Source organism: Priestia sp. TSO9 (assembly GCF_021029645.1).
GTDB lineage: Bacteria > Bacillota > Bacilli > Bacillales > Bacillaceae_H > Priestia > Priestia megaterium_E.
Genome location: NZ_JAJEKD010000013.1, coordinates 390,006 through 416,742, shown reverse-complemented (window position 1 = coordinate 416,742; position 26,737 = coordinate 390,006). Strand labels below are relative to the sequence as shown.

General features: G+C 38.2%; 23 protein-coding genes. 5 read left to right on the top strand and 18 right to left on the bottom strand.

Annotated elements, in window-relative coordinates; all coding sequences use genetic code 11:
• Positions 1-253: 253 nt before the first annotated feature.
• From LJC66_RS10335 to LJC66_RS10315, 5 genes are all read right to left on the bottom strand, one after another.
• On the bottom strand, positions 254-1,681 hold the full coding sequence (locus LJC66_RS10335; RefSeq protein ID WP_195694299.1) for a sensor histidine kinase: 1,428 nt from the start codon (positions 1,679-1,681) through the stop codon (positions 254-256).
• A complete protein-coding gene (locus LJC66_RS10330) occupies positions 1,671-2,345 on the bottom strand; it encodes a response regulator transcription factor (protein ID WP_013056756.1) in 675 nt (224 codons plus the stop codon). Before LJC66_RS10330 ends, LJC66_RS10335 begins: the two co-directional genes overlap by 11 nt.
• 363 nt (positions 2,346-2,708) lie before the next feature.
• Entirely contained in the window at positions 2,709-3,584 is an 876-nt protein-coding gene (locus tag LJC66_RS10325; protein ID WP_230932489.1) for a peptidylprolyl isomerase, read from the bottom strand.
• A gap of 25 nt (positions 3,585-3,609) precedes the next feature.
• Positions 3,610-4,611 carry an acyltransferase family protein gene (locus LJC66_RS10320; protein WP_230932488.1) on the bottom strand — a complete coding sequence of 334 codons (1,002 nt, stop codon included), beginning with the start codon at positions 4,609-4,611 and terminating at the stop codon, positions 3,610-3,612.
• A 297-nt stretch (positions 4,612-4,908) separates the two neighbouring features.
• Positions 4,909-6,321, bottom strand: a complete 1,413-nt coding sequence (locus tag LJC66_RS10315; protein ID WP_025752074.1) for an amino acid permease — start codon at positions 6,319-6,321, stop codon at positions 4,909-4,911.
• 361 nt (positions 6,322-6,682) lie between these two features.
• Between LJC66_RS10315 and LJC66_RS10310 the strand changes: the two genes are divergently transcribed.
• Positions 6,683-7,336 carry a GntR family transcriptional regulator gene (locus LJC66_RS10310; RefSeq protein ID WP_230932487.1) on the top strand — a complete coding sequence of 218 codons (654 nt, stop codon included), beginning with the start codon at positions 6,683-6,685 and terminating at the stop codon, positions 7,334-7,336.
• A 179-nt stretch (positions 7,337-7,515) separates the two neighbouring features.
• On the opposite strand, the gene nhaC is transcribed toward LJC66_RS10310, so the two are convergent.
• Positions 7,516-8,922 (bottom strand): Na+/H+ antiporter NhaC, encoded by a 1,407-nt coding sequence (gene nhaC, locus LJC66_RS10305; protein ID WP_230932486.1) that lies wholly within the window; start codon positions 8,920-8,922, stop codon positions 7,516-7,518.
• Positions 8,923-9,245: 323 nt separating this feature from the next.
• Between nhaC and msrA the strand changes: the two genes are divergently transcribed.
• Complete coding sequence (gene msrA, locus LJC66_RS10300; RefSeq protein ID WP_230932485.1) at positions 9,246-10,163, top strand: peptide-methionine (S)-S-oxide reductase MsrA; 918 nt, start codon at positions 9,246-9,248, stop codon at positions 10,161-10,163.
• Positions 10,164-10,166: 3 nt separating this feature from the next.
• On the opposite strand, the gene LJC66_RS10295 is transcribed toward msrA, so the two are convergent.
• On the bottom strand, positions 10,167-10,862 hold the full coding sequence (locus LJC66_RS10295; protein ID WP_230932484.1) for a YqjF family protein: 696 nt from the start codon (positions 10,860-10,862) through the stop codon (positions 10,167-10,169).
• 19 nt (positions 10,863-10,881) lie between these two features.
• On the bottom strand, positions 10,882-11,835 hold the full coding sequence (locus LJC66_RS10290; protein ID WP_230932483.1) for an NAD(P)/FAD-dependent oxidoreductase: 954 nt from the start codon (positions 11,833-11,835) through the stop codon (positions 10,882-10,884).
• Positions 11,836-12,034: 199 nt separating this feature from the next.
• Between LJC66_RS10290 and LJC66_RS10285 the strand changes: the two genes are divergently transcribed.
• Positions 12,035-12,367, top strand: a complete 333-nt coding sequence (locus tag LJC66_RS10285; RefSeq protein WP_013056747.1) for a hypothetical protein — start codon at positions 12,035-12,037, stop codon at positions 12,365-12,367.
• Positions 12,368-12,402: 35 nt separating this feature from the next.
• Here the strand turns inward: LJC66_RS10285 and LJC66_RS10280 are convergent, their stop codons facing one another.
• From LJC66_RS10280 to LJC66_RS10270, 3 genes are all read right to left on the bottom strand, one after another.
• Complete coding sequence (locus LJC66_RS10280) at positions 12,403-13,236, bottom strand: flagellar motor protein MotB (protein WP_028408764.1); 834 nt, start codon at positions 13,234-13,236, stop codon at positions 12,403-12,405.
• Positions 13,229-14,023 (bottom strand): flagellar motor stator protein MotA, encoded by a 795-nt coding sequence (gene motA / locus LJC66_RS10275; RefSeq protein WP_013056745.1) that lies wholly within the window; start codon positions 14,021-14,023, stop codon positions 13,229-13,231. Before motA ends, LJC66_RS10280 begins: the two co-directional genes overlap by 8 nt.
• A gap of 130 nt (positions 14,024-14,153) precedes the next feature.
• Positions 14,154-14,297, bottom strand: coding sequence for a hypothetical protein (locus LJC66_RS10270; protein ID WP_014460421.1), 144 nt, complete (start codon positions 14,295-14,297; stop codon positions 14,154-14,156).
• Positions 14,298-14,437: 140 nt separating this feature from the next.
• On the opposite strand from LJC66_RS10270, the gene LJC66_RS10265 reads away from it, so the two are divergent.
• The gene (locus LJC66_RS10265) at positions 14,438-14,716 is read left to right on the top strand and encodes a hypothetical protein (protein ID WP_014460422.1); all 279 of its coding nucleotides are present in this window, start codon (positions 14,438-14,440) and stop codon (positions 14,714-14,716) included.
• Positions 14,717-14,729: 13 nt separating this feature from the next.
• On the opposite strand, the gene LJC66_RS10260 is transcribed toward LJC66_RS10265, so the two are convergent.
• The 7 genes from LJC66_RS10260 to LJC66_RS10230 form a co-directional block, all read right to left on the bottom strand.
• Complete coding sequence (locus LJC66_RS10260) at positions 14,730-15,389, bottom strand: serine/threonine-protein kinase (RefSeq protein ID WP_025752067.1); 660 nt, start codon at positions 15,387-15,389, stop codon at positions 14,730-14,732.
• A gap of 119 nt (positions 15,390-15,508) precedes the next feature.
• Positions 15,509-16,795 (bottom strand): cytochrome P450, encoded by a 1,287-nt coding sequence (locus tag LJC66_RS10255; RefSeq protein WP_230932816.1) that lies wholly within the window; start codon positions 16,793-16,795, stop codon positions 15,509-15,511.
• 107 nt (positions 16,796-16,902) lie between these two features.
• On the bottom strand, positions 16,903-18,396 hold the full coding sequence (locus LJC66_RS10250) for an aldehyde dehydrogenase family protein (protein ID WP_013082880.1): 1,494 nt from the start codon (positions 18,394-18,396) through the stop codon (positions 16,903-16,905).
• A 128-nt stretch (positions 18,397-18,524) separates the two neighbouring features.
• Complete coding sequence (pulA, locus tag LJC66_RS10245; protein ID WP_230932482.1) at positions 18,525-21,506, bottom strand: type I pullulanase; 2,982 nt, start codon at positions 21,504-21,506, stop codon at positions 18,525-18,527.
• Positions 21,507-21,585: 79 nt separating this feature from the next.
• Positions 21,586-22,980: an L-cystine transporter gene (locus tag LJC66_RS10240; RefSeq protein ID WP_230932481.1), complete on the bottom strand. Its 1,395-nt coding sequence runs from the start codon at positions 22,978-22,980 to the stop codon at positions 21,586-21,588.
• A gap of 260 nt (positions 22,981-23,240) precedes the next feature.
• On the bottom strand, positions 23,241-23,609 hold the full coding sequence (locus LJC66_RS10235; protein ID WP_013082877.1) for a hypothetical protein: 369 nt from the start codon (positions 23,607-23,609) through the stop codon (positions 23,241-23,243).
• A 104-nt stretch (positions 23,610-23,713) separates the two neighbouring features.
• Positions 23,714-24,997, bottom strand: a complete 1,284-nt coding sequence (locus tag LJC66_RS10230; protein WP_230932480.1) for an ATP-binding protein — start codon at positions 24,995-24,997, stop codon at positions 23,714-23,716.
• Between the two features lie 325 nt (positions 24,998-25,322).
• Here LJC66_RS10230 and LJC66_RS10225 point away from each other — a divergent pair, with 325 nt between their 5' ends.
• Positions 25,323-26,699 (top strand): M28 family peptidase, encoded by a 1,377-nt coding sequence (locus tag LJC66_RS10225; RefSeq protein ID WP_230932479.1) that lies wholly within the window; start codon positions 25,323-25,325, stop codon positions 26,697-26,699.
• Positions 26,700-26,737 lie beyond the last annotated feature (38 nt).

Below are 26,737 nucleotides of genomic sequence, written 5' to 3'. Positions count from 1 at the left end.
AAGGGACAAGTATAGATCGCTTGTGACACTGCTGTTGATTCCCGTGCAAGCCTTTCGTTTCTGCCCGCTCTCCCCTCCTATTTCGCTTTTCCCGCAGGAGTCTTCGCCTTGCCTACCAATCAACAGCTAGAAGCAACTACATACCTAAAACCTACGTTCACCCTAACCATAAAAAAATCCGAACGAGTTTGATTCCCCATGAAGAATCAAACTTGTTCGGATCTTCCTTCAAATAATTTTGTCACAGCCTCTTTTAACTCTTTTTCACTTTTTGTGACATTGGCAAGCTTACTGTAAATGTACTTCCTTTTTCTTGTTCACTTTCTACGTCAATTTTCCCTTTATGTGTTTCTACGATCCATTTAGCAATTGCTAGGCCAAGCCCATGACCTCCCATTTGACGAGATCGCGATTTGTCAGCACGATAAAAGCGGTCAAAGATTCGATCCTTTTCGTCGGGATGAATCCCAACCCCTGTATCACGTACTTTTAATATACATTCACTCCCATGCTGAACTACTTGAATGTTTACATTTCCATGAGGAGTCGTATATTTAATCGCATTATCTAACAAAATGTAAATCAGCTGAGTTAGACGCTCTTGATCTCCTGTTACTACTAATTTTTCCGGCGTATCCAGCTGCAAATCAATATGTTTAGAAATCGCTAGGGTTTCCACGGATTCCATTACCTTTTGCACCGCATCTGTAATATCAAAGGGCATCATTGCTTTTTCTACTTTATTAGAGTCTGAGCGTGCAAGCGTAAGCAAATCACTGACGAGACTCGTCATGCGCTTCACTTCAGCTTTCATATTATTGATTAATTTTTTAGAAAAAGGATCTTCTGTTACTTCCTCCTGCATTTCTAAAGCATTGATAGAAGAAAGCATAACGCTAAGCGGCGTTCTTAACTCATGAGATGCATCCGCCACAAACTCTTTTTGCTTTTGGAAAGCTGTTTCAATTGGAACCATAGCCCGTTTTGACATTAAGCGGCTGATATAAATGGCTACTCCTACAAACAGTACGGTAAGGCTTAACATAATAATAAGGAGCCACTTTAACAGCTGATAAAGAAATGAAACGTCTTTTCCAATATAAAGCATCCCTAAAAATTGACCTTTATAAAAAATAGGTTCACCCGCCATCATCAAATCAATATCTATTTTGCCTTCCCCGTTTTGCCCTTTTACTCCTTCAATGTGTTCGAAACTAGGACGCGGGGCTTTTATTCGTTCTTTCCTCACTTCATTTTCGATAGGGATCCACCCATCAATTAAATCTAATAAGTTAGAGCGAAGCCGCTCGCTCGCTTCGTTTCCCATAATAAGGTCCCCTTCAGGACTGATGACATAATAAAAAAACTGATCTTCACCGGCTACGACAATGTTTTTGTACTCTTCTTTTGACTGTTGATTCGAGCTGTTTATCGCTTGTTTAATTAAGATGCTTTGGACAATTCGGGACTCTTGCTTTAGCATGCTATTTAAGTTTTGCTGCTGACTGTTGGATACAACCACATATACCAATGCATAAACAATAAACACGAATAATAGCAGAAACAGCATTAGTAATGCGCTATATCGGAATGTTAAACGATTTTGCGTCTGGCTGAATAAATCTTGCTTTACTTTTTGTTTTACTTTCTGTTTAGCTCTTGTAAGGAGTTTAGCTTTCAATTTTGTAGCCTACTCCGCGAATGCTTTGAATAAGATCCTGTTTGTTAAATTTCTCTAGTTTTTTCCGCAAAAGTTTAACCGTCGCATCAATCGTTTTAATGGAAACATCTGATTCATATCCCCATACCCGGTCTAAAATAATATCTCGAGAAAGAACTTGTCCTTTGTTTTTCACTAAAAAATCTAGGAGTTGAAATTCACGTGGACTTAATTGAATAAACTCTTCGTCAAACTGTACAGTTTGACTTGCTCTTTTTAATATCATGCTGGCAATCTCTACTTCTTCTTCTAAAATCGGTGCATAATTACGACGAGACAAAGCACGAAGCCTTGCAAGCAGCTCGTCAATTTCAAATGGCTTAATAACGTAATCATCCGCTCCCGCATCTAAGCCTTGTATACGATCTTGAACCGCATCTTTTGCTGTTAACATAAGAATAGCGCCGGCGTATCCTTCTTTTCTTAAACGTTTACATACATCGATTCCGTCTCCATTGGGCATCATCCAGTCAAGAATTAGCACGTCATAATGCGCTTCAGATGCATAATCATATGCATCATTCCCTTCCGTCACCCATTCGACGTTATAACCTCCTTTTTTCTTTAGCATATAACTAACTAATTCACCTAGCTGCAAATCATCTTCTGCTAGCAGTACATTCATTCCGTGTAACTCCTTCCTTTGATACATGTCGCTGCATCCTTTTGTTTACTTTATTATACAAAAAGAATCAGCAGAAACAAGCTGCCTCTACTGATCTCTTTTCATTTTAAATTCTCTTAGCTATACTCAGCACGGGCGCAAACTGCTGTCCAGCAGTTTAGTTTTTTGTACTCTTTATGAATGCCTAACGATTTGATTTGAATATGAAGGATTTGATCCATTAACAGTTTCTGTGACCTTTACAACACGCCGGCATATTTCAGCTCGTACACCTCTGTGCTTCAATTGCTCGACGATTTTTTCTAACTTACTATAAGACGCTGTTTGTTTCATATCCATCCCCTCATTTCGTTAAGGTATTATTTATGAATCAAGTTTGTTTGTAATATCATACTTTTTCTTTAGCTTTTGTAACCACGTTGGATACTCTGTTTGGTATTTTTGATCAAGCAGCGTTTGCTTGATTTTTGCTTTGCTATTTTCATATGTTGCTTTTTGCGCTTCTTTTTTGCCTGTTACTTTAATAATGTGATAACCGTATTCTGTTTTAACAGGATCACTTACTTCATTTACCTTCATTGAAAATGCTTTGTTGGCAAAAGCTTCGACCATATCACCTTTTTTGAAGTATCCAAGGTTTCCGCCATCTGATTTAGAAGCTGTATCTGTTGAATATTCTTTTGCTAGCTTCGCAAAATCTTCTCCTTTATCAAGCTTAGCCTTTACTTCTTTCGCTGTCTTTTCGTCTGCTACTAAGATGTGGCTAGCTTTCACCTGTGCTTCTGTAGCTAGTGAATCTTTATTTTGATCAAAGTACGATTTCATTTCACTATCTTTAATATTAATAGTCGACTCGACCATTTTTTTCGCCTCAATATTCGTCTTTAAATCTTTTTTCAGCTCTGACAATTTTACACCGCTAGATGCTAATGCTTGATTTAATGCATCTTCTCCCCCGTACTGACTTTTAAGGTTTTCTAATTCAGCATTAATTTCTTTATCGGTTACTTTAACATTTTGTTTAGCTGCTTCTTTTGAAATGACTTTTTGTTCAATCAGTGAATCAAGGACACTTGATCCTCCTTGAGCAAGAAGAGCATTGTACAGCTGATCTTTTGTGATTTTTTCATCACCAACGGTAGCAACCACCTTTGATTTATTCATTGCTACGGCACCGATAGCTACTGCAGCAATAACCACAACGGCTGCAATAATCATAATTATTTTGTTTTTAGACATCGTTAAACTCCTTTTCCATTTCTCATTACTTACCTAAACTTAAACTTTTGCGCCTTGGTAACGGTTTAAGCTCAATTAAAGGTCTTGCAATAGTAGATACGTATTTACTCGACAACAACCACGCCACTCCACAAGCTCCAATTAGAAGAATACTGTATCCTTGTACACTTTCTATCCAGTCTCCAAAAGAAGATAGGCGGATATATTTAATCAGAAACCCATGTAGCACATATACATAAAAGGTTTGAGCACCTCGAGATGTAAAGGACATCGTTTGTGTAGGGACCAAAGCTAGAAAGGAAATCGTCATTGCTAAGCTGATGCTATAAAATAGCGTACGAATGGTCATTCCCTCTAATTGATTTACACCTAAAGAGGCATAAGATTTTGAACCAAATAACCACTCTTTCTCAAAGTCCGGTGCTATATACTGGATCCATAGAGCAATAATCAGCAAAGTGCCTCCAGCTACTTTTTTACAAGAAACAGACGTCAACTTTTTAAAATGTTCTTTTTTCATATAAAATCCTGCTAAGAAGAAGGGAAAGAACACAAAGGTTCTAGAAAGGCTCAACGTTGTTTCCAGCGGTTCACATAAGCCAATCATAATTCCTAAAACTGCCGCAACGGCTAAAGGATATTTGATTTTTGTAAAAATGAACAACATGGCGTTCCAACAAAATAAACTCAACAAAAACCATAACGACCAAGCTGGCTGAAACACTGAAACTTCGAATGTGGATTCATCATACAGTTTATAGTCGTATACCGCATAGATAAGTTGAAAAATAATATAAGGAAGTAATACTTTCTTCGTCATCTTCCACATGTATCCCTTTTTTCGGTATCCCTTTGCAAAATAGCCGCTTATTAAAATAAACGCTGGCATATGAAAGGTGTAAATAAATATGTAGAGCGTTCGTAGCCACTGTCCATCATTGATGAAGGGAGTTAACAAATGGCCAAACACTACTAATACAATTAAGATAAACTTTACGTTATCAAAATACGCATCCCGCTTAGCCATTTGACCTCCTCCTTTCTTTCGCGTTCTACGGATCTGTACGACGTGCTGCTGCGAATATCTTTTCTTTACATTCCTTACTATACATAGTGAAAATGAAAAAACAGTGAAAACCTTGCTTACTTCTATTTTTAAATAAGTCGCGGCTAAATAAGTTTGACAAATGGCTCCTCTTTCTCTACTATATAGATACGCACCCTATCCAATTCAATTTCGCTTGTTGCGGGACACTTAACCAGTACGGATGGATAGGGTGTTTTTGTATGCAAAAAAAGGCAGAAGACCTAGGTCTTCTGCCTTTTATTTTGCTATAGGCTGACTTTCGTTTTTTCTATTTCCTTTTTTATTTTTCAAATAATAAAACAGATAACAAAAAAGGACAAATGGGATACCGCAGTATAATGCGATACGCTGACTCTCATCAAAAGCCAGTCCGACACAAGCAGCAAAGCATAAAACAAACGCTAAAATAGGTACAATAGGATATAAAGGAGCTTTGTAAACAAGCTTCGATACATCATTCCCTTCTTTAATATAACGTCTTCTGAACATAAAGTGAGAAGCCGCAATAGCCATCCATACAGCTACAACCGCAAATCCAGAAATAGAAACTAATACTAAGTAAACAGTTGTTGGTGCAACTACGCTTGACAGCAAGGACAGACATGCCACTCCCATGCTGATAAGCAACGAATTAAATGGAACTCCTTTAGACGTTACTTTCCCTAACCAAGTGCTGACCATTTTTTGATCAGATAATGACCATAGCATTCTTGAACATGCGTATAATCCTGCATTAGCGTTCGATAATAAAGCTGTTAAAATAACCAAGTTCATGATATCTGCTGCGTAAGGAATACCTATTTGATCGAATACCGTCACAAAAGGACTTTCTAACACTCCTGCTTGTTTCCATGAAATCAACCCAGATAGTACAAACATGGCGCCAATAAAAAAGAAGAACGTACGCCAAATGATATTTTTAATTGCGCGAGGTATGTTCTTTTCCGGATCCTCTGTTTCCCCCGCCGTAATACCAATTAATTCTGTTCCCGAAAAAGCAAAGCTAACAGAAACCATCGTAATTAATACAGGCATAAGTCCATTTGGAAATAAACCGCCCTCTCCTGTAAAATGAGAAAGCATCGGCGCTTTTTCATGACCGCTAAGAGGAATGAATCCAAACATCGCTGCTGCGCCTAAAATAATAAATACAATAATCGTTAATACTTTAATACTTGAAAACCAAAATTCTGTTTCGCCGAAAAAACGTACAGATGTTGCATTTAAACCAAATAATAAAAGAGCAAACAGCGCGCTCCATATCCAAACCGAAACGTCAGGAAACCATCTTTGCATAAGCAATCCAGACGCTGTAAACTCCGAACCGACAGATACCACCCACGTCAGCCAGTAGAGCCAGCCAACCGCAAAACCAGTTCCCGGCCCGATAAACTTCGTAGCGTATACTTGAAATGATCCCGACACAGGCATTGCTACGCTTAGTTCCCCTAGACATATCATGACTAAATACATAATTAATCCACCGATTAAATAAGCAAGGAGTGTTCCCCCAGGACCTGCTGCATTAATTGTGTAGCCTGAATTAAGAAACAGCCCCGTACCGATAACACCGCCAAGGGAAATCATAAATAAATGACGGCTTTTCATTTTTCTTTGTAACTGATTCATAGATGTTGTATTCTCACCCATTATGTACCTCCTTTTATAGTAAACCCATCCAAAAACTTGGTTTTTTTACATATTCTCTACAGTCTTTTCTCTGCAGGAGTAGGCTCTGTTTCTTCGATATGTACGAATTTTGTATATTGTATACAATATACACTTCTTAAATCTTTTTACGATTATATCATTTTTCAGATTTTTTACAACAATGAATAGTAAAAAATATTTCAACAATTCTATTTTTTATATTCTAACTAAGATTAAATGAAGTGATATGATATGATTATTTTTACACCTGTACGTTCTTTCTTGCTATTTTTATACTCTTTCATCACCATGACATGAAGAGAAAGAACGGCTGATGCGATATTTATTTTAGGGGGAAACAATGAACAAGGGGCCTATGATTTATCATTCATTAAAAGATCATGTATATAACTACATAGCAAGTCAAATTCAAGACGGTACACTGCTGCCTAACGACAAAATAAATGAAGCCAGTATTTGTTCTCAGCTGAATGTCAGCCGAACGCCTGTAAGAGAAGCGCTTATTAAATTGGCTTCAGACAACCTATTGGAATACAGACCGCGCAGAGGGTTTACCGTAAAGAAAATTGGCACACCAAAAAAACTAGAAGTATTTGAAATCGTCGGTGCTTTAGATGGTCTAGCAGCTGCCCTGTCGATTGATCACTTAACTGAAGAAGATTTTACGAAAATGGATGAGCTTATTAAAAAAATCGATGCTTCGATTGCATTAGAAAATTATCAGGATTATCAAAAATATCAAACGTATTTTCATCGAGTCTATTTGAACCGATGCAATAATGTGACCTTAAAAGAACAGCTTATGTCTCTACAAGACGGATTCATCAGACAAACGTACTTTAGCGATGACAATAAAGAGCTATACGCCATTTTACATGTAATGAATGAACATCACCGACATATTCTGAAACTTCTGCAGCAGAAAAAAAAGGCGGAGGTTCAGCTTTACCTTCAAAATGTTCACTGGAAAATCGAATATCCAGAAATGATTTGATCAAAAAGAACTCGAGACATAACTAAATCAATTCAATCAACAGATAGAAGCAACGAAATACATGAAACCTACGTTTATCATACCAATAAAAAAATCCGAACGAAGTTGATTCTTCATTAGGAATCTCAACTCATCGTTCGGATTTTTCTTTAACTAAAACACTTTTGTCCCAGCCTCTTTTATTTTGCTATAGCAGAACGCTGTTTTTCTTCTTTTACGTACCAAATGAATTTCCCTGTATATCCGTAAATAATCGCCAAAATAATAGAGACAAAACTGAGCCACATAAACGGCAGATAAGCGAATGTAGAAATCCCAAGCGTTGTAGCTAGAAATACACCGTTGTCCGTCCACGGAACCATTCCAGAAGTTAAGGTTCCTCCTACTTCTGAGTTACGGGCAAGCACCAGACGCTGTATTCTTAACTTATCATAACTTTTCTCCATAATTTTCGGTGTTAAAATTAATGACACATACATCGCACACCCAAATATATTCCCTAATAACCCAACGAAAATAGTAGAAGCCGTAACGTTTCCTGAATTGACAAGAATTTTTTCAAATTTAGATAGCAGAACTTCTAAGACGCCGAGCTCATCTAATAACCCGCCAAATCCTAGTCCAAAAATAATGACAATAATAGAACCGACCATGCTTAAAATTCCGCCACGATTTAACAGCTCACTTAAAAATGTGTTGTCAGTATTAATTTTAAATCCTTCATAAGCCGTATTAAATGCGCTCGCCACATCCATATGTTGAAAGACAACTGCCCATATAATTCCTAATAATGAGCCAACCGCAATTGCTGGAAGAGAAGGTTTCTTTAATGCTAAAAGGACAATGACAGCCAAAGCCGGAATCAGCATCCACCCGCTGATATGGAATGTATCCAACAGCGAAGATTTTAACCCTTCTACCCGTCCAGCATCAAAATCTTTTCCGCCATACATAAACCCTGTTACCGTAAATAATACTGCCGTAATGAGGTAAGCAGGAATATCTAACACTAACATTGCTTTTACGTGATCAATAACGTTCACTCGGGCCATTGACGCAGATAAAATGGTACTGTCAGAAAGAGGAGAAAGCTTGTCTCCAAAATAAGCTCCTGAAATCACAGCTCCAGCTACCAAAGGAAGCGGCATACCTAGGCCTTGTCCGATTCCCATCATCGCGATTCCGGCTGTACCAACCGTTCCCCAAGATGTTCCTGTTGAAATCGAGGTAATAGAGCAAATGATAAGTGTAGCAAGTAAAAAGAATGTTGGATTAATAAACTCTAATCCAAAGTAAATAAGAGAAGGAACAACTCCTCCGGCAATCCATGTTCCAATTAACGTACCGACGGCTAATAAAATTAAAATAGCTTCTAAGCCGTTTGATATTCCTCTTGTAATGGCCCCTTGCAGGTGATTATACGTATACCCAAGTCGTACTCCTAGCGCCATAACAATAAACCATGAAATAAATAAAGCGAGCTGAATAGGTAAATCAAAAACAGTTGCAAATGAAATAACAACAGCTAAAAATAAAGCAAGCACAATCATTATTTCCCACATAGATGGTAAACGGGTTGTGTTCAAACTAGCTCCTCCTAAACTGGTATGTAGATTCTGGAATGTGGTATCGTTTAAGAGCAAAACGTCCTTATTTTTTAATTGTTCCTCTTACTGCTCCAACGTATGTATTTCTATGAGTGCTTAAACAATAAACTGCATCTTTTTAAGAACATAAAATAAGGATACTCGCATAAACAATAAGCCATTTTTCTTTTATCCAGTGGTCATAATACCATAAGAGCGTGCTTTCTTACAAGACTCGTTATAAAGCGCTTTCTGTTTGTTTATACATTTTAATATATAAATATATTTTCATTTATTTTATTCAACGAAAAGAGGAAAGTAACATGAAAGAATATGCAACGTTTGCGGGAGGGTGCTTTTGGTGCATGGTCGCTCCTTTTGATCAGCTTACAGGAATCCTCAGTATCCGCTCGGGCTACGCTAGAGATGAACAAATCAGTTCTGAAGCTTCTGCTCTTGTAAAAAAGGAAAACGAGTACGTAGAGGCCGTACAAATTGTATGGGATCCTTCTCACATTACGTTTGAAGAGCTGCTTAACCTGTATTGGCAGCAAATTGACCCTACGGATTCCGCCGGACAGTTTTCAGACCGCGGACCGTCATACCGTGCCATTATTTTTTATCATAACGAAAAGCAAAAAGAAGCGGCTCTCGATTCTAAAAGAAAGCTCTCCCAAAGCGGACGTTTTAAGAACCCTATCGTCACACCTATTTTACCTTTTTCTTCTTTTTACGAAGCAGAAGAGCAGCAGCAGGATTATTATCGAAAAAACGCATTTCACTATAAATTATACAAAGAAGGCTCGGGTCGAACTGATTTTTTGACACAGCATTGGCCAAAGGACCGCTCCTATCTAAAAAAGGTCCTAACGCCCATGCAATATTTTGTTACGCAGGAAAACGGAACCGAACCTCCTTTTACAAATTTATATTGGAATAACAAAAAACAAGGAATTTACGTTGATCTTCTAACGGGAGAAGCACTGTTTAAAACGTCAGATCAACTCCTTTCCCATACAGGGTGGCCGGTTTTTAAACGCCCTCTTTTATACGGAAATATAAAAAAAGTTCCGATGCAGCATGAAACAGCACTAAAAAGCAAAGAAGGAAATAACTATTTGGGTTTACTATTAACCGAAGAAAACAGCGAATACTATCAAGTAAATTCCGCGGCTTTGCGCTTCATTCCAAAAGAGAAGCTTAAAGAAGAAGGGTATGAAGACTTTTTAATTTTGTTTTGATACTTATACTTTTTTAAAAGGATAAAAATAAGCCGTGACTTGATTCGCATAGTGCATAATTAAATCGCGATTGTCCGCCGGACGCAAAAAAGGCTGAGTAATAGAATCATCTCTTATTTCACACTCTCCTTTTTGCAGCTCCCAAGGATCATGATAAAGGTCTCCTCTGTAGACGTTTCCTTGATGAGTGGTAAATAAGCAGTAGCGCTCTGTAAGCCAATGAGCTAATTCTCCTTTTCTACTGCGATAGGACGGAGAAGTACCTCTATATGTAAGCTTTACTCGCTCTTTTTTTGAGTCTCTGTGCGTGCGAACTGACTGAAAAGAAATATGGTTCTGAGTTTTGTTGAATGTCATAGCAGCATGGTAATAAGGCAAATGAAAAAACTGACGAGCAATCCATACCCCTAGCGGATTGCTTGCGTCTAAACTAAAAAAATAAACGCCTTTTTCCCCTTTATATGTAACATATGTACGCACATTCAGCTCATATAGTCGTGAAAAGATGGGAACTGCGGGCGTTCCTTTAAATCGAATGTCTGTCATCGTAAAAGGCACAAGTGCAATCCATCCTTGACCATCATAGGTGTCAGGCTCTAACTGACTAGGCAATAAAGAAGCCAAAAATGCCGGATCTACAGGCCAATGAATAAACAGTAAATCTTTCCACGTTTGTTTCATTATCCAATTATTTTTCACTTCTTGGTCCCTCCTTTTTCTAGATGTTCTTTCCCATTAATTCAGCGGCTGCCGATTTCCCTGACAAATATGCGCTCTCTAACCGTGAGTGATTCGTCTCGTCTTCCCTTCTTAAAAAAGCATCTCCTGCCACCAGTAGCGACGGCATAATTTTAGCAAAGGGCTGATGAAGCACTTGTCCAACCTCTGCATAGCGCCATTTCTTTAACTGAATGCTTTTAATATGATTTGCATCTATCCATTCTTTTATTTCATTTTTTATCGCCTGCAGCAACTCATGTTCATGCTCATCAAAATGTTTTTCTGACCAGTCTTTATTCATATATATGCTAAGAACGGGCGTCTTTGATATTCCTTTTTGCTCATGATTAACGATTCTTTGGATTGTGCTAGATGGATTCGTGATTTGACCATGATCACCATACAGCATCTCTGTGTAAAGCTCCACGATAGCAACCAAGCAGGGACTAAATTTCAGTGTTTTAAGAATAGATTGGTCCGCTTGCAGCTTACTATTATTAAGTACCTCAATAACCTGAGGAGACGGAGGTGTAAGAATGATATCATTCGCTTCAAACATCTCATTTTCTTCCGTATACAGCTGATACCTTCCGTTTTGAAAATCAATGGTTTGAACTTTTCGATTCACGTATACGCGTAGATCTTCAGCTAAATATTTAGCTAGCGCATTCATGCCATTCGGACTTTGATACCGAGGGTTAGGGTCCCCAAACCACTTCTTAACCTTTCTATCAGCTATCCATTTATTTACGTCTTGTTGAAATTCATCGGATCTCACTGTAAAAAATTGAGCTCCGTGATCTGCTTTTCCATCCCCTACTCTTCGGGTAGCCATTCGTCCCCCTACACTTTTACCCTTATCAAGAAGAAAGACCTCTATTCCCTCTTTTTGTAATTCAGCCGCTGCTATAAGGCCCGTCATTCCAGCACCTACTATTCCTACTCGTCTCATTTTTTCCTCCTTATTTAACGCATTTACTTACAGTATAAAAAAAGCGGAATGATTGAGCTAATTTAAACTGTCTTTTTCGTTTAACTGCGTTTCTGCTTGTCTCAAAAAAATAGTCTACGATTCCTTTCAGCTGAGTATACTTGTTGTATACAAATATACCTTTACCTGCTAGCACGTCTATAGATAGGAGGACTGTCATATGATGCTCTATGATATTAAGCATAAAGTATATTACGAAGTATTTAATACAGCTCGCCCTAAAATGAAGGACGCTCACCAAGGTCGAAGCTGGGGATATGTTTATAAAAATCTCAATGGACAACCTACAAAGTTTTGGATTGACTTTACGCACGGACGTTTTATGTACTTTCAAGTTGAAGACAAGTGGTATCGGGTGCAATATTTGCAGTCCAATGATAAGAAAAAAACAGCGGATGTCTTTAAAGGCGCTCTCATTGACTTGATTTTAGATGGAATGGATCTCAAGTTAGTACGAGGAAACTTTGAAAAGAGAAGACTTTTAGCTTTATAACACATAGAAAAACAGCCGTAAAAGCAGGACTGCTTTTACGGCTGTTTAATTGTACGAGGAGTAATCAATATTTCAACCCTTCTATTTTTCGCTTGCCCCTCTGCTGTATTGTTAGATGTCACGGGTTTGAACTCTCCAAATCCTTTTGCACTGAACATGCTTGGATTAAGCTTATCGTTTTTTAAGATAACTTTCATAAAGTTAACTGCTCTCATCACGCTTAACTCCCAGTTGGATTCAAAACCAGCGTTGCGAATGGGTACGTTATCAGTATGACCGCTAATAATGATATTACGAGGAGGATCAATCACCAAAAGTTCTGAAATATCATTGGCGATTTTTGTATCTTCACTTCGAACCTGCGCTCTTCCCGAATCAAACAATACATTATCTCGAATGGAAATTAAGAGACCTTCATCAGTTAGCGAAGTCTGTAATTGATTTGTTAGGTTTTTCTTTTGAATATACGCATTAATTTTAGATTGAATTTGCTGAAGCTCTTCTTGATCAGCTTCTCGAATGGTTTGCTCCTTTTGTTCGCTCGTTAACGATTGTGAAGAAGCAGGAGACTGATTAGGAGCTGTCTCCACTTCATTTGTTTTTTCCGTACTTTTAGCTGCAGGAGTATTTGAAGGCTGAACCGCTTCTTCAGATTCCTCCAGAGATTGAAATTCCATCACGCCCGTTCCTCCAACGAACGCTTCATTAAATGCGCGAGAAAGATTCTTGAATTTTTGTGCATCCACTGAGCTCATTGCAAACAATACAATGAATAAAGCAAGTAAAAGTGTAAGCAAATCTGAGTAAGGAAGCAGCCAGCTTTCGTCAACATGGTCCTCTTCATGCTTTCGTTTTCTGCGTCTACTCATTTATGCCCACTTCACTTTCTTGAAGAAGCTTTTTACGTTCCGCTGTTGGCAAATAAGAAGCCAGCTTTTGCTCAATTACTTTTGGTGTTTCTCCTTCTAGGAGTGAAAGCACTCCTTCGATCATCATATACTTTACCTTTACTTCATGTTTCGATTTACGCTTTAGTTTATTTGCAAACGGATGCCATAGTACATACCCAGTAAAAATACCAAGAAGCGTAGCAACAAACGCCGCGCTGATCGCATGTCCTAGCGTATCTGTATCTTCCATGTTCCCAAGCGCAGCAATTAACCCTATAACAGCTCCAAGTACACCGAGAGTTGGAGCATATGTACCTGCTAAAGCAAAAATACTTGCACCCGTTTGATGTCTTTCTTCCATCGCATCAATTTCTTCAGACAACACGTCTCGTATATAATCCGCACTTTGACCATCAATAGCTAAATTCAAACCATTTTTTAAGAAAGGGTCATCTACATCAATAATTTGGGCTTCAAGTGATAGTAACCCTTCTTTTCGAACAACTTGTCCCCATTCAGAAAACATGGATACTAAATCAACGGGCTGCAGCATTTTTTGTTCTTTAAACAGGACACCAAACAGTTTTGGGACTCTTTTGATTTCATTTGAAGGAAATGCAATCACTACTGCTCCGACGGTTCCCACAATAATAATTAAAATAGCAGCCGGATTTCCTAACACAGATGGATTAACCCCTTTGAAAAACATGCCTACAATAAGAGAGGCTATTCCTAAAATCAGTCCAATAAAAGATGTTTTATCCATATGTAATTCTCCTATCCTTAACTTCCTGTTCTTTCTTTTTGTGTATTTTATCCTCATCTTTTATTTCGACTATTTCATAGAATTTTTAAGCTTTTTATGAATCATATTTACAATTACAGCTTTTCTCTTATTATAAAAACACTTTTTTCAACTTTTCATACAGAATATCTGAAGGTCCAGCTATAATCGCTACAATTTGATTTTCCACATAAATAGCAGCCGTCATCTTATTATCAATATCAGCTAAAATGGCAAATCCGACGTTAATGTTCAACTTTACTCACCTCTATCACGTTCTTGTTTATTCAACATATAAAAAGAACAGTCTTACCATTTATTTTTCCGTGTTTTATTGACATTTGTAAATTTTATATTAAGATTATGTAAATGAGTTGACAAAATGGAGGTGATATTATGCTATTAGAAAAATACTGTAAAGACACTGATTTAATGATTATCCAGTTTACAATCGAACTAACAAAAGACATTCACGCTAAAATCTCCGCACGTACTTTATTTTATGAAGAACAGGTGATACGTTATGCTGAAAAAAGAATACGTTCTTTCTTACATCCTCTTTCTCTTAAACATACGCTAAAATTTGTCTATCAATCTGAAATACTACAAACCATTCTATTCAAATTAAAACCAACTTTTGAGCAGCAGCATGTATTGCGCTGTATTTCATCTTAAAAAGGAGTTTCCTTTAGCGGAAACTCCTTTTTGATTTGATTCTACGATATAGACGATATGCTTTTCTGATCACGTTTAAAAGCGGATACGGCAAGCGGATATGGTACTTATCAATAAACGGATAAAAGGTGTAATAAGCTTTTACAAGGTCTGTCCATTTTTTATCAATACCTTCCTTATAAAAGTCAGAGATATCCACCACATACCCTCTTCCATCTTTCATCATGACATTTTTACCATGCACATCATACGGGTTTAAACCTTGGCTTCTTGCATAGTCCAAAGCTGCGTTCACATCTTTTATGACTTGTTCTGGAATCTTTATTCCCCGCTGGACGGCATCATACAAGGTAACGCCTGTAAGTCTTTTTAAAATCAAGTACGTCTTTCCCTCATGAAAAAGTTGAGAATAAGCTGGGTGAACGCCCAGCTTTCTATACACTTGCGCTTCTTTCTTTACACCATAAATTTCTCTTCCGTATACTTTTACGACAAATTCAGGATAATTTTCGTGCGTAAACACACCGGCATAGTTTCCTTTACCAATAAGTACCCACTCTTTTGTTTTGTTCGTAACTTCAACTGGATCATAGTCACTTTCACTTTGAATCGTAACTTGCGTTAGTAATGATGTTTCAACTAGCGACACCAACTGTTTAATTGTTTTATCCATAGTCCCCTCTAAAAACCCTTCAGTAATCTCTATCAAATATTACCCTATGATAAATCTCAATGCAGGATGTGTCAATAAATTGACAGCCTGATATAAAGAGGGAAAGTATTCCCGTTCATTCAAGACTGGATGTGAACTTTGTGAACATTCACCTTCAGTTCTTCTTTCATATTCAGCATTACGCCCGCCATCGGAGCAATAGATTCGGGCTTAGTCAGCTGAAATAAAAAGCGCTTTGTCATTTCTGACAGAAAAATGGTTACTATTTCAGTGATATAGTCCATGCCCCTTTCCGCTTGATGCTCAATCCCAAGCGGCATATACATATAGCTTGGGACATCAATGGACCCTCCTTTTTCAAAACGGTCAGGTAAAAATTCACTTGGCTCTAAAAAATAATCTTCATGGCGATGCATCATATAAGGGCTAATTAACATAATCTCCCCTTTTTTAATACTGTAGCCATCTATTTGTATGTCTTCACATGCTTGACGCCCAAATAGCCAAAGAGGCGGATATAATCTCATGCTTTCAGCAATTATTTTGCGCATATAGGTCAGATTTTTGGTTGAAAGCGATTCGCCGCTAGCATAGGCTTGAATTTCTTTATGCAGCTGAAGGTGCTCCCTAGTATTTTGAGACAGTAAATGAATAGACCAGCTGCATACGTGCGTAATCATTTCATACATCGAAAGGAATATAGAATTTAGCTGTTCGTATATTTCTCTTTCATCGCTGTCTTCTCCGCAAGAATTCAATATATACTGCAGTAAATCATTTCCTTCGGTTTTGTTTTGAACACGCATTTGAACGCGTTCAAAAAGGAGTTGTTCTAGCTGCTCATCTAAGTCAGGCTGGTGCAAAGGCAGACGAATATAAATTTTGCCTAACTTTTCTTTTTTTCTCATAAGCGCTTGAACGTAGTGAATTTTATCTTCATCCTGAATCGAAATGCCAAATACAAGTTGAAGGAGTACAGCTACGACTATCTGTCTTATGTCTTTTACTATCGTTCGAAGCTGCCCTTCTTCCCACGTTTCCGTATGCTTTTCAATTATTTTTGCGATTGCTTCCTTATTATAAGTTAGATGTTGTTTAAGTTGTGAGGGTTGAATGGGGCTCATGTATAATGCTTCATCTGTCCATAACATTTCTTCGCCTAGCAGCGTTTTAAACATGTGCGTTAGTTTAATTTTTTGAAACGCCTTGCTGTTTGTAATGACTACATCTTTAATAAGTTGAGGGTCTCTCGTTACATAAAAGCGTTTGTGCGCAACTCTAAATGTTGCAATTTCTCCATACTGAGTCAAGTTTTCCAAAAAACCCAGGGGGTTCTCTCTAAACTTTTGCAGGTGACCGGTAAGCTTATACGACGAGGGGCCCTGTATAACCGGCAATGTTATCACTCCTTTTCTAAAAATGCGGGACTTAAACAAATAAAAGAGTAGTCCACTAAAGACTACTCTTTTTCACACAAAGATATGCTATTGATTTTCACAAAAATTCTTACTTATTATTCCATATTGATCCATACGCTTTTCACTTCAGTGTAGTTATCAAGCGCATAGCTTCCCATTTCACGGCCAATTCCCGACTGTTTATAGCCTCCAAACGGGCTTGCTGCATCAAATACGTTGTAACAGTTCACCCAAACTGTACCTGCTTTAATACCATGAGCAATATAGTGTGCTTTCTTTAAATCCTGTGTCCAGACGCCCGCTGCTAGACCATATGCTGTATCATTTGCTTTGGCAATCAAATCATCAAGATCGTCAAACGGCATAGCAGCTACAACCGGACCGAAGATTTCTTCACGAGCAATCGTCATTGAATGATCGACATCTGCAAAGATAGTCGGTTCTACGAAATAGCCTTGATCAAATGGAATGTTTCCTCCTGCGAGTACTTCCGCTCCTTCTTCAATTCCTTTATCAATATAGGTTTTCACTCGTTTTTGCTGCTGCGCAGATACAAGAGGACCCATTGTCGTCTCATCTGCTAATCCATTTCCTTGTTTAATAGATTTCGTTTGAGAAACTAAATCAGCTACGACATTATCATATAAGCTTTTTTGGACATACAGACGACTTCCAGCACAACATACTTGTCCTTGATTAAACATAATACCTGAAAGCGCACCAGGCACCGCTTTTGTTAAGTCTGCATCCGGCAGGATAATGTTTGGTGATTTACCTCCAAGCTCTAACGTCACACGCTTTAAGGAGTCGCTAGCTTGCTTCATAATTGCTTTTCCGACAGCAGTAGATCCCGTAAAAGCAATTTTATCGACAAGATCATGATGAACGAGCGGTTCACCTGCTGTTTTCCCGTAGCCTGGCACAATGTTTAGCACGCCTTTTGGGAACCCTGCTTCATCTGCTAGTCGAGCTAAGTAAAGTGCAGAAAGAGGGGTTTGCTCGGCTGGCTTGAGCACAATTGTACATCCAGTTGCCAAAGCGGCTCCGAGCTTCCAAGCGGCCATTAAAAGCGGGAAGTTCCACGGAATAATTTGGCCTACAACTCCTACCGGCTCATATCTTGTATAGTTAAAATACGCTCCTTGCACAGGAATAGTTTGTCCAACCATTTTAGTTGACCACCCAGCAAAGTAGCGGAAATGTTCGATTGCTAATGGAATGTCTGCATTTGATGTTTCACGAATTGGTTTTCCGTTATCAAGCGTTTCAAGCTGCGCAAGTTCCAATTGATGTGTTTCCATTAAATCAGCTAATTTATAAATAAGTCGGCTTCTTTCAGCTGCTGACATCTTTGTCCAAGGTCCATGATCAAAGGCTTCTCTAGCCGCTCTGACGGCACGATCAATATCCTCTGGATTTGCTTCAGCTACATCTGCCAACTTTTCACCCGTTGCTGGATTTACTGTTTCAAACGTTTTTCCTGAAACAGAGTCTACCCACTCGCCGTTAATGTATAGCTGTTTAACTCCTTTTAAAAACTCCACTACTTTCGGACTCATTTCAACTTTTTTCGCTCCAAGATTTTGCATCAAATACATACCTCCCCACGAATTTTGAAAACGCTAACAATGAATATTTTACCATGTTATCTAGTAAAATCAACAATTTTACATACAATATTCTGAATTTTTCTACATGTATTCTAGCTATCTAAAACTTATCTTACTAGTACAAATGTCGAAAGAGGCGAAACGTTTACTGTATTTCCTTTCACCGTACGGAGCGTTTTTGTTCCTGCCTGCTCGCCGTCAACAAGTAATCTCCACGTTCTGTTAGAAGGCAGATGAACCGTTTGAGCTTGTTTATTTGCATTATGAATCACCATTATTTGGTTTGCTTTATCTTTATTGGCTTTAGCATTTAACGTATAACCTACTACGTTTGCTGGTGCGTCAACAAAGCGTAAATTTTGATGAATAGCCTGTGCACTCGTCATTCTAAATGAGGAATATTGCTTTCGAAGCGCAATAAGTCCCTTCATATAATCTACTTCTTGGCTGAAAGCTGCTCGGCGCTTCCAATCTAGCTGATTGACAGAATCGGGTGACTGATAGCTATTATGATCTCCGCCTTTTGTTCTCATAAACTCTTGACCTGCATGTATAAAGTTCATTCCTTGAGATGTTAAAATAATAGAAGAAGCAAGCTTATGCATCTGCTTTCTCGTTTGCTCGGTGTCAGCAGGGTTCGTCAGCTGAAGCTTATCCCATAACGTATGGTTATCGTGGGCTTCTACATACGTCACAACTTGATCCGGGTCTTCATACGTGGCAGTTGAATGATCATAATCTATTCCAGCTGCTATACTTTGCTGTATGAGCTTTTCTTGACCCTGTTTTCCATTAACAAATCCGTTTTCACGATCAAAAAACACGCTGCCTTTAAGACCATCTCGCATACCATCATTGAAGTGAGCGATGCGCTTCATATCCTGAGCGTTTTTCTGATTAGCTTTTAGCTTAGCATCAAGCTCGGTTCCTAGATCCCAGCCCTCTCCTAAGACGATAATAGAAGGATCAATTTCATCTAATTTCTTTCTCACTTCATTCATTGTCTTTGTATCGTGAATCCCCATTAAATCAAATCGAAACCCGTCAATGTGGTACTCTTTTGCCCAATACGCAACAGAATCTACAATAAACTTCCGAACCATCTTCCGTTCAGACGCCGTGTCGTTTCCAACACCTGTTCCGTTGGATAAAGTTCCATCTTCTTTATAACGGAAGTAGTAGCCTGGAACTAGTTTATCAAAGCTATGCTCACTCACTGCATACACATGATTATAAACCACGTCCATTACCATACGAAGCTGCTTGTCATGAAGCGTTTGAATCATTTGTTTAAGCTCAATAATTCTCGTCTTAGGATTATATGGGTTTGTTGAATAAGAACCTTCTGGGACGTTGTAATTTTTTGGATCATATCCCCAGTTAAACTGCGGCTCGTTTAATTTCGTTTCATCCACCGTACGATAATCGTAAATAGGCAGGAACTGAACGTGCGTCACACCTAAATCTTTAATATGACTGAGTCCTGTTTTTACTCCATTTGGTCCTTTCGTATTCCACTCCGCTACGCCTAAATATTTTCCTTTATTTTTGATACCGCTCTCTTTTTGAGACGATAAATCTCGTACGTGCAGTTCATAGATAATCGCATCTTCTGGATTTTTAAAATTCGGCTTATTTGCACTCCACTTTCTCGGATTTGTCTTAGCCAAATCTACGACAACTCCGCGATCTCCATTCACCGTTGTTGCTCGTACATATGGATCAACCGCTTCGTTCCAGCTGTTCCCAATTTTTACTTTGTACGTATAAATTAGTTCATCTTGGTTTCCTTTTAACTCCGCTTTCCATGTTCCTTTTTCACTTTTAGTCATAGAAATTTCTTTTACAGCTTTGGAGTTCCAGGACGCATAAATCACTAGCTTGGCTTCGCTTGCAGTTGGAGCCCATACGCGAAAATTTGTTTGTTTCTTAGAATACGTGTTTCCTAAATCGTTTCCGCTATATGCATACTTTTCGTCAAATTCTTTCGTGCGAACGACATTTCCATTGACTACATCAGCTGAGCCGTAGCCTTTTTGCTTAACTCTATACGTTTTTGTAACATCCAAAGGCTGTTTTGTTATGATTTTAACTTTAGTAGTAGCAGCGTCTTCTCCCTCTTTATAAGGTATCACTTTCTCAATTTGAGCTCCGTCAATTTCAATGTCTCCTACACTCTTAGAAGAGTCAAACGGCACGTTTGTTTCTAAGGTGATTTGATTAAATGTATCCATAGTCGCTTTCGTGATTTTCCGAGTGATATCTACTCCTGCTCTATCATAATAAATTCGATTTTGTCCTTGAACAATCCATACTTCTACATTCCCATCTTTACCAACCTTGGTAATAAAGTGGTCTCCTCCATCTTTATTTTCCCAATCGCTGTCACTAGTAGAATGGCGTACAATAAAACCAATTTTGTCAAATAAATTGCCACTTCCACTGTTAATGGCGTAAGTCGCTCTCTTCCCAAAATTCGTGTCTTCCGTAAATTCGATTTGCTTGCCTGCTTTTTCATCACCTGGCCATGTCCAAATGTTCCACCCGCTGTAATCTCCGTCGTACCGATGATAATTTAAGGTAACGTTTACTTTATCAAACTTCGGTAAATCTCGGTATTCACCGTCAGGAGGAGACGTATATGTATGTTCATCTCCACTTTTCACCCATACTTCTCCTTCACCGTTCTCCACCGAAACGAAGCGGTCTCCTCCATCTTTTTCCCACGACTCTGTTCGAACAATAAAACCTACTTTGTCATAAGTACCGGGTAATTCAACTTCCGCTACTTTTCCAAATTGATCTTCCCCTGTAAATGCGTAAGGCTTCCCTTCTCCTCCTTCAGGAAAAACCCATAATCCCCATTCCTTTGTATCATTTGGAGCAGGCTGATAGTGAATCGTGATTTTTGTTGCGTCTGATGCAGATGCAAACGATTGCATAAATGGGCTAAAAAAAGAGCTTACTAGTAAGAGTAAAGCCGTCAGTACCATTGCATATTTAGTCCAACTACGTTTCAATGAAAACCCTCCCGTAAAATAAAGTACGTACACATTTTTCACTATAACCTTTTTTGGAAGCGTTATCATAAGTATTTTTTCCTATTTTATGTTGATAAAGAAAAAAAATCCATAGTTAACAATGTTAACTATGGATGACATATCTCTTTTACACTTCTGCTGTTTCAGATGAGATGGTTTGATCGTTGTATACGTTTGTATCTAGCTCTTTTGTTAATTTACTAGTGACGACTCCGGCTGTCATGCTTCCACTTACATTAAGCGCCGTACGCCCCATATCAATCAATGGCTCTACTGAAATTAATAAGCCTGCTAGCGCTACGGGCAAATTCATAGAAGATAATACAAGTAAAGCCGCAAATGTCGCTCCTCCGCCAACGCCTGCTACGCCAAACGAACTAATTGCTACAATGGCAATCAACGTGAAAATAAATGAAGGCGTTAAGGGGTCAATACCTACCGTTGGTGCAATCATAACGGCTAACATAGCTGGATATATTCCAGCACATCCGTTTTGACCAATTGTAAGACCAAATGAACCTGCGAAATTCGCAATTCCTTCTGGAACCCCTAACTGTCTTGTTTGGGTATTAACATTCAAAGGTAATGCTCCAGCACTTGTACGGGAAGTAAAGGCAAAAGCCAATACAGGAAATACTTTCTTAACATATGTGATCGGATTTACACCGATGATTGTTAGAATAACTAAGTGAACAATAAACATAGCTGCCAATGCGACATATGATGCTACAACAAATTTTCCAAGTTTAACAATTGCATCAATATCACTCGTTGCTACTGTTTTGGTCATAATTGCAAGTACCCCATAAGGAGTTAAACGAAGAATTAGCGTCACTACACGCATTACAATTGCATAAAGCGTATCAATAATTTTTGAAAATAACGCCGCTTCCTCAGCCTTTTTACGCTTCACGCCTAAATACGCAATTCCAACAAATGCCGCAAAGATGACAACGCCAATCGTGGAAGTTGAACGTGCGCCTGTTAAATCAAGAAACGGGTTAGCAGGCAATAATTCTACTACTTGCTGCGGGATTGTTTTTGCTTCTAAACTAGATAAATTGTTTTCTAAGTCCTCTCCGCGCTGAAGTTCTGCTTCCCCTTTTGTGATTTGGACAGATTCTAAATTAAAGCTCGTTGTTGTAAAAATACCAATTGCAGCTGCTATCGCTGTTGTGACAAGCAAAATCCCAATAATTAAACTACTAATCTTTCCAATATTGCTCGTCAATTTTAAGCGAGTGAATGCCGCTACAATCGATACAAATACAAGCGGCATAACAATCATTTGAAGAAACTTAACATATCCGCTTCCTACGATGCTAAACCAATCGGCGGTCGTCATCGTTACTTCATGAGTCGGACCATACACCCACTGAAGGGCAAAGCCAAAAATAATCCCTAGTCCAAGCGCTGTAAACACACGCTTTGAAAATGATACATGTTTTTTCTGCATCATAAACAGCCCCGCAAGCAATGCAAGCATAATAAGGATGTTTAGGATGACTAATAAGTTATTCATAGATGTTTCCCCCTGTAATTTTTTCCATAAATTATGTCTCTATTACTTATAATATAACAATACCAATAAGTCAACTAGGTTTTATATTTTTTCCTGAAGACAGTTTTTTTGAATAATTTTGACAAAATAAAAAAGCTAAGGATTTTCCTTAGCTTTCTATTTTACGCCTGTATGTACTTCAGTGGTCTTTTGCTCCATTACCAGTGATGGCCTTTCTTTCATCAGACCAGATGTACTACAATTCATATACATATATAGGATTACATTTCATATAATTCATTTAGCCATTTTACAAACAAATGTCTGGGTAATTCTAGTTCGTGAAGCTCGACATATTGAATATCAGATAGCGTCGTTCCTCTAGCCATATAAAAGTACCACTGCCAGCCAATATCTTTAGCAATGGCATAGGATTTAGCTAGATCTTGCCTATTATCTGTCTGCTGCATATCATTCATCCACTGCGTTTCATCCGCTTCATACTCATAATAATGGAGAGTATATTTATCACACCAATACGTAAGGTCCTGATGGGAAAACGGATTTTCTCCGTCACATACTTGAAGCAATAGCATTCTTAAATTTTCCGGTGTATACGGTAATATAATTTTTTGATCTGCACGTCTCATTTTGCTACCTTCCTGACATGTTCGTTTCTTTTATTACATCATGTACGGCTGCGTTTAGCAATAAGAAATGGATGACGTTTTCATTACTTTTCGTTTACAACATTTCATTTGCTTGCAAAAACCGCCGTATCTTCGACATACAGAGGCAGTCGGATTTTAACAATCGTCCCTTTGTTTTGCTCACTCTCAATCTGCAGGGTACCGTGATGATCATGAATAATTTTGGAGCTGATTGTTAATCCAAGCCCCATTCCTTTTTCTTTTAAAGTAAAAAACGGTTCTCCTATATGTTCTAGACGGTCTTTAGAAATTCCTACTCCTTCATCTCTAACTTCTATAAAAATATAGTTATCCTGCGCTGTTTTGATTGTAATGTAAATATTTCCAGGCCTATTCATGGCTTCAATTGCGTTTTTAAAAACATTAAGTAATACTTGAATAAGGTGATTTTTATTTCCATACACACTAGCGTTATTTGTTTGTTCATCGTATAAGAAGTCAATGTTTTTCAATAAAGCTTCATGGGAAGTTAAACTCATTACATACTTAACCGCTTCTGTAAGAGAAAACACGCGAAAATGTTCACTTTCAGGTTTTGACAAAAGGAGCATTTCACTGACAATACCATTAATTCGTTCCAGCTCATCAAGCATGATGTTAGCATACCCTATTGCGGATCGGTCTGTTTCTTTCATGAGCTGAACAAACCCTTTAATACTCGTAAGCGGATTTCTAATTTCATGAGCAATTCCGGCAGCTAGTTCGCCTACTACAGAAAGCTTTTCCTTTTTTATGAGAAGCGCTTCTGCGAGCTTTTGCTGAGTGATATCTCGTCCAATCGTGATAAGGGCTTTTCTTGAGCCATCATCAAAAAACACAGGCACTTTAATAACATCAAATGTTTTGACCTCGCCGTTTGGTATTTCAAATGCTTCTTCCGTGCGTACCTTTTCCTTTTTTCTCCATGCTTCTTCATCCGATGAAATACAGTGTAAGAAAGCGGATTGAAAGAAAGGCACAAGTTCCCCAAGTTCTGCATCGGTTTTACCCCTGTAATCAATACCCTTTAAATGATAAAGTTCTCTTCCAAAATCATTCACCGCCACCCATTTGCCAGCTCCATCTTTAAAACAAATAAAATCTGGCATTGAATTTATTAATGTAGCAAGCTGATACTGTTCATCAGAAACCTGGGTATGAACCGAACGCTTATGAAGTAAATAAAACGTGCCAGCCGTTACGCCCACTAGTAAACTATCTTTTATCAAACTGCTAAGAGCATATGCTCCTTTAAAAAATGCCATTGTTTGAAAGACGATGTACACCCCTACAAGCAGAAGACCCGCTACCGCCGCTGCTTTTCGTACACCCTCCCTATTTTTTATCAATATTTCCCACCAGCCTTTGTTTTTTACGTGAATACTCTCTATGTCTCATCAATTAAGTTCTGAATATTCTTCTTACTTTTAAACTAGTTTACCTTATTTTTTTATTCTTATCTAATACCTTTTTTTATTACTTTTGACACAGTTTCTTTTATCCTCTTTATTTGTTTTTGCATTTTCATTTTATTTGAATTATTTTCTCTATCAAAATAGGAATTTAGATACGGAATATCCTGGAACATTTAGGTAATAATACTCTTTTTTGTATTTTCTTAATATTGTAAATTCGAGTAGTACCAACTACATCGATAAATTTAGGGGGATTTTAATGAAAAAAACCGTGATTTCTTTGGCTGTAGCAACAAGTTTGACTTTATCTTTTACAAGTGTACAAGCTTCTACTTCTGCAAATGCTTCTCACCATCAAATTTCTGAACAAAAAGTATTAAAAAAAATCAATGCTGAGAAAATTTATCAAGACATTGCGTATCTCTCAAAAAAACCTCGTGTGGCAGGAACTGAAGCTGAACGCGAAGCTGCTACATTTGTTCAAAAGCGTTTATCTAAACTAGGCTATAAGAGCGCAGTAGAGCCTTTTACCTTTACCGGTTACACACCAGCAGCTAGTTTTTCACTAAGCGTAAACAGTACCAGCTACTCTCCAACAACTTTTACTTATAGCACCAATGGAAATGTCACAGCTGAAATTGTAGATGGAGGGCTGGGTACAAAAGATAATTTAGCAAACAAAGATGTGACAGGTAAAATTGTATTAGTTCAGCGAGGCACTATTACTTTTGGTGAGAAAGTATTAAATGCTGCTGAAAAAGGGGCTGCAGCCGTCATTATTTTTAATAATACAGACGGTGAGCTAAACGGAACGCTTGGCGGCGCTAATGACAACTACATTCCGTCTCTTGCTGTTACCAAAGAAGAAGGTGAAAAGATTCTTACTTCTATTCAAAAAGGCGAAAAGCCTTCAGGTACAGTAAAAATTGAAGGAGCTGTCGTAAGTGAGCGAACATCTTATAATGTAACCGCTACTAAACCTTCTACTTTTAAGAAAAAAAGAACAAATGATATTATTGTAGTAGGTGCTCATCATGATTCTGTGGCCGGAGCGCCGGGGGCAAATGATGATGCTTCTGGAACAGCAATGGTGCTTGAATTAGCTCGCGTATTTAAAACTCTTCCTACTGCTACAGAACTGCGATTTGTTACATTCGGAGCTGAAGAAGTAGGCTTACTAGGATCCGAGCATTATGTTAGTGAGCTATCTGAAGATGAGAAAAATCGTATTGTTGGAATGTTTAATTTAGACATGGTAGGAAGTCGAGATGCGGGAGATTTGGTGATGAATACAGCTGATGGAACACCAAATCTTGTCACAGAATTAGCTCAAGCTTCAAGTACAAGATTAAATGGATCACCTACGCCATTCCAAGCTGGCGGCCGCAGTGATCACGTTCCTTTTGCAGAAGCAGGAATACCGGCTGCTCTATTTATTCATAGTCCGTCTGAACCTTGGTATCATACGCCTGAAGATAGCCTTGATAAAATAAGCAAAGAAAAACTTCAAGATGTGGCTGAGATTGTTGGAACAGCTATTTACGATCGTTCCCGTCCCGACCAACAAGGTTCTTCAGTTAAAAAGAAAGCAACATTTAAAGCTCCTCATCTTTATCACGAGCAAGATGTTAAATAAGAATCTATCCCTGTTATTCATACATGATCAAAAAAAGA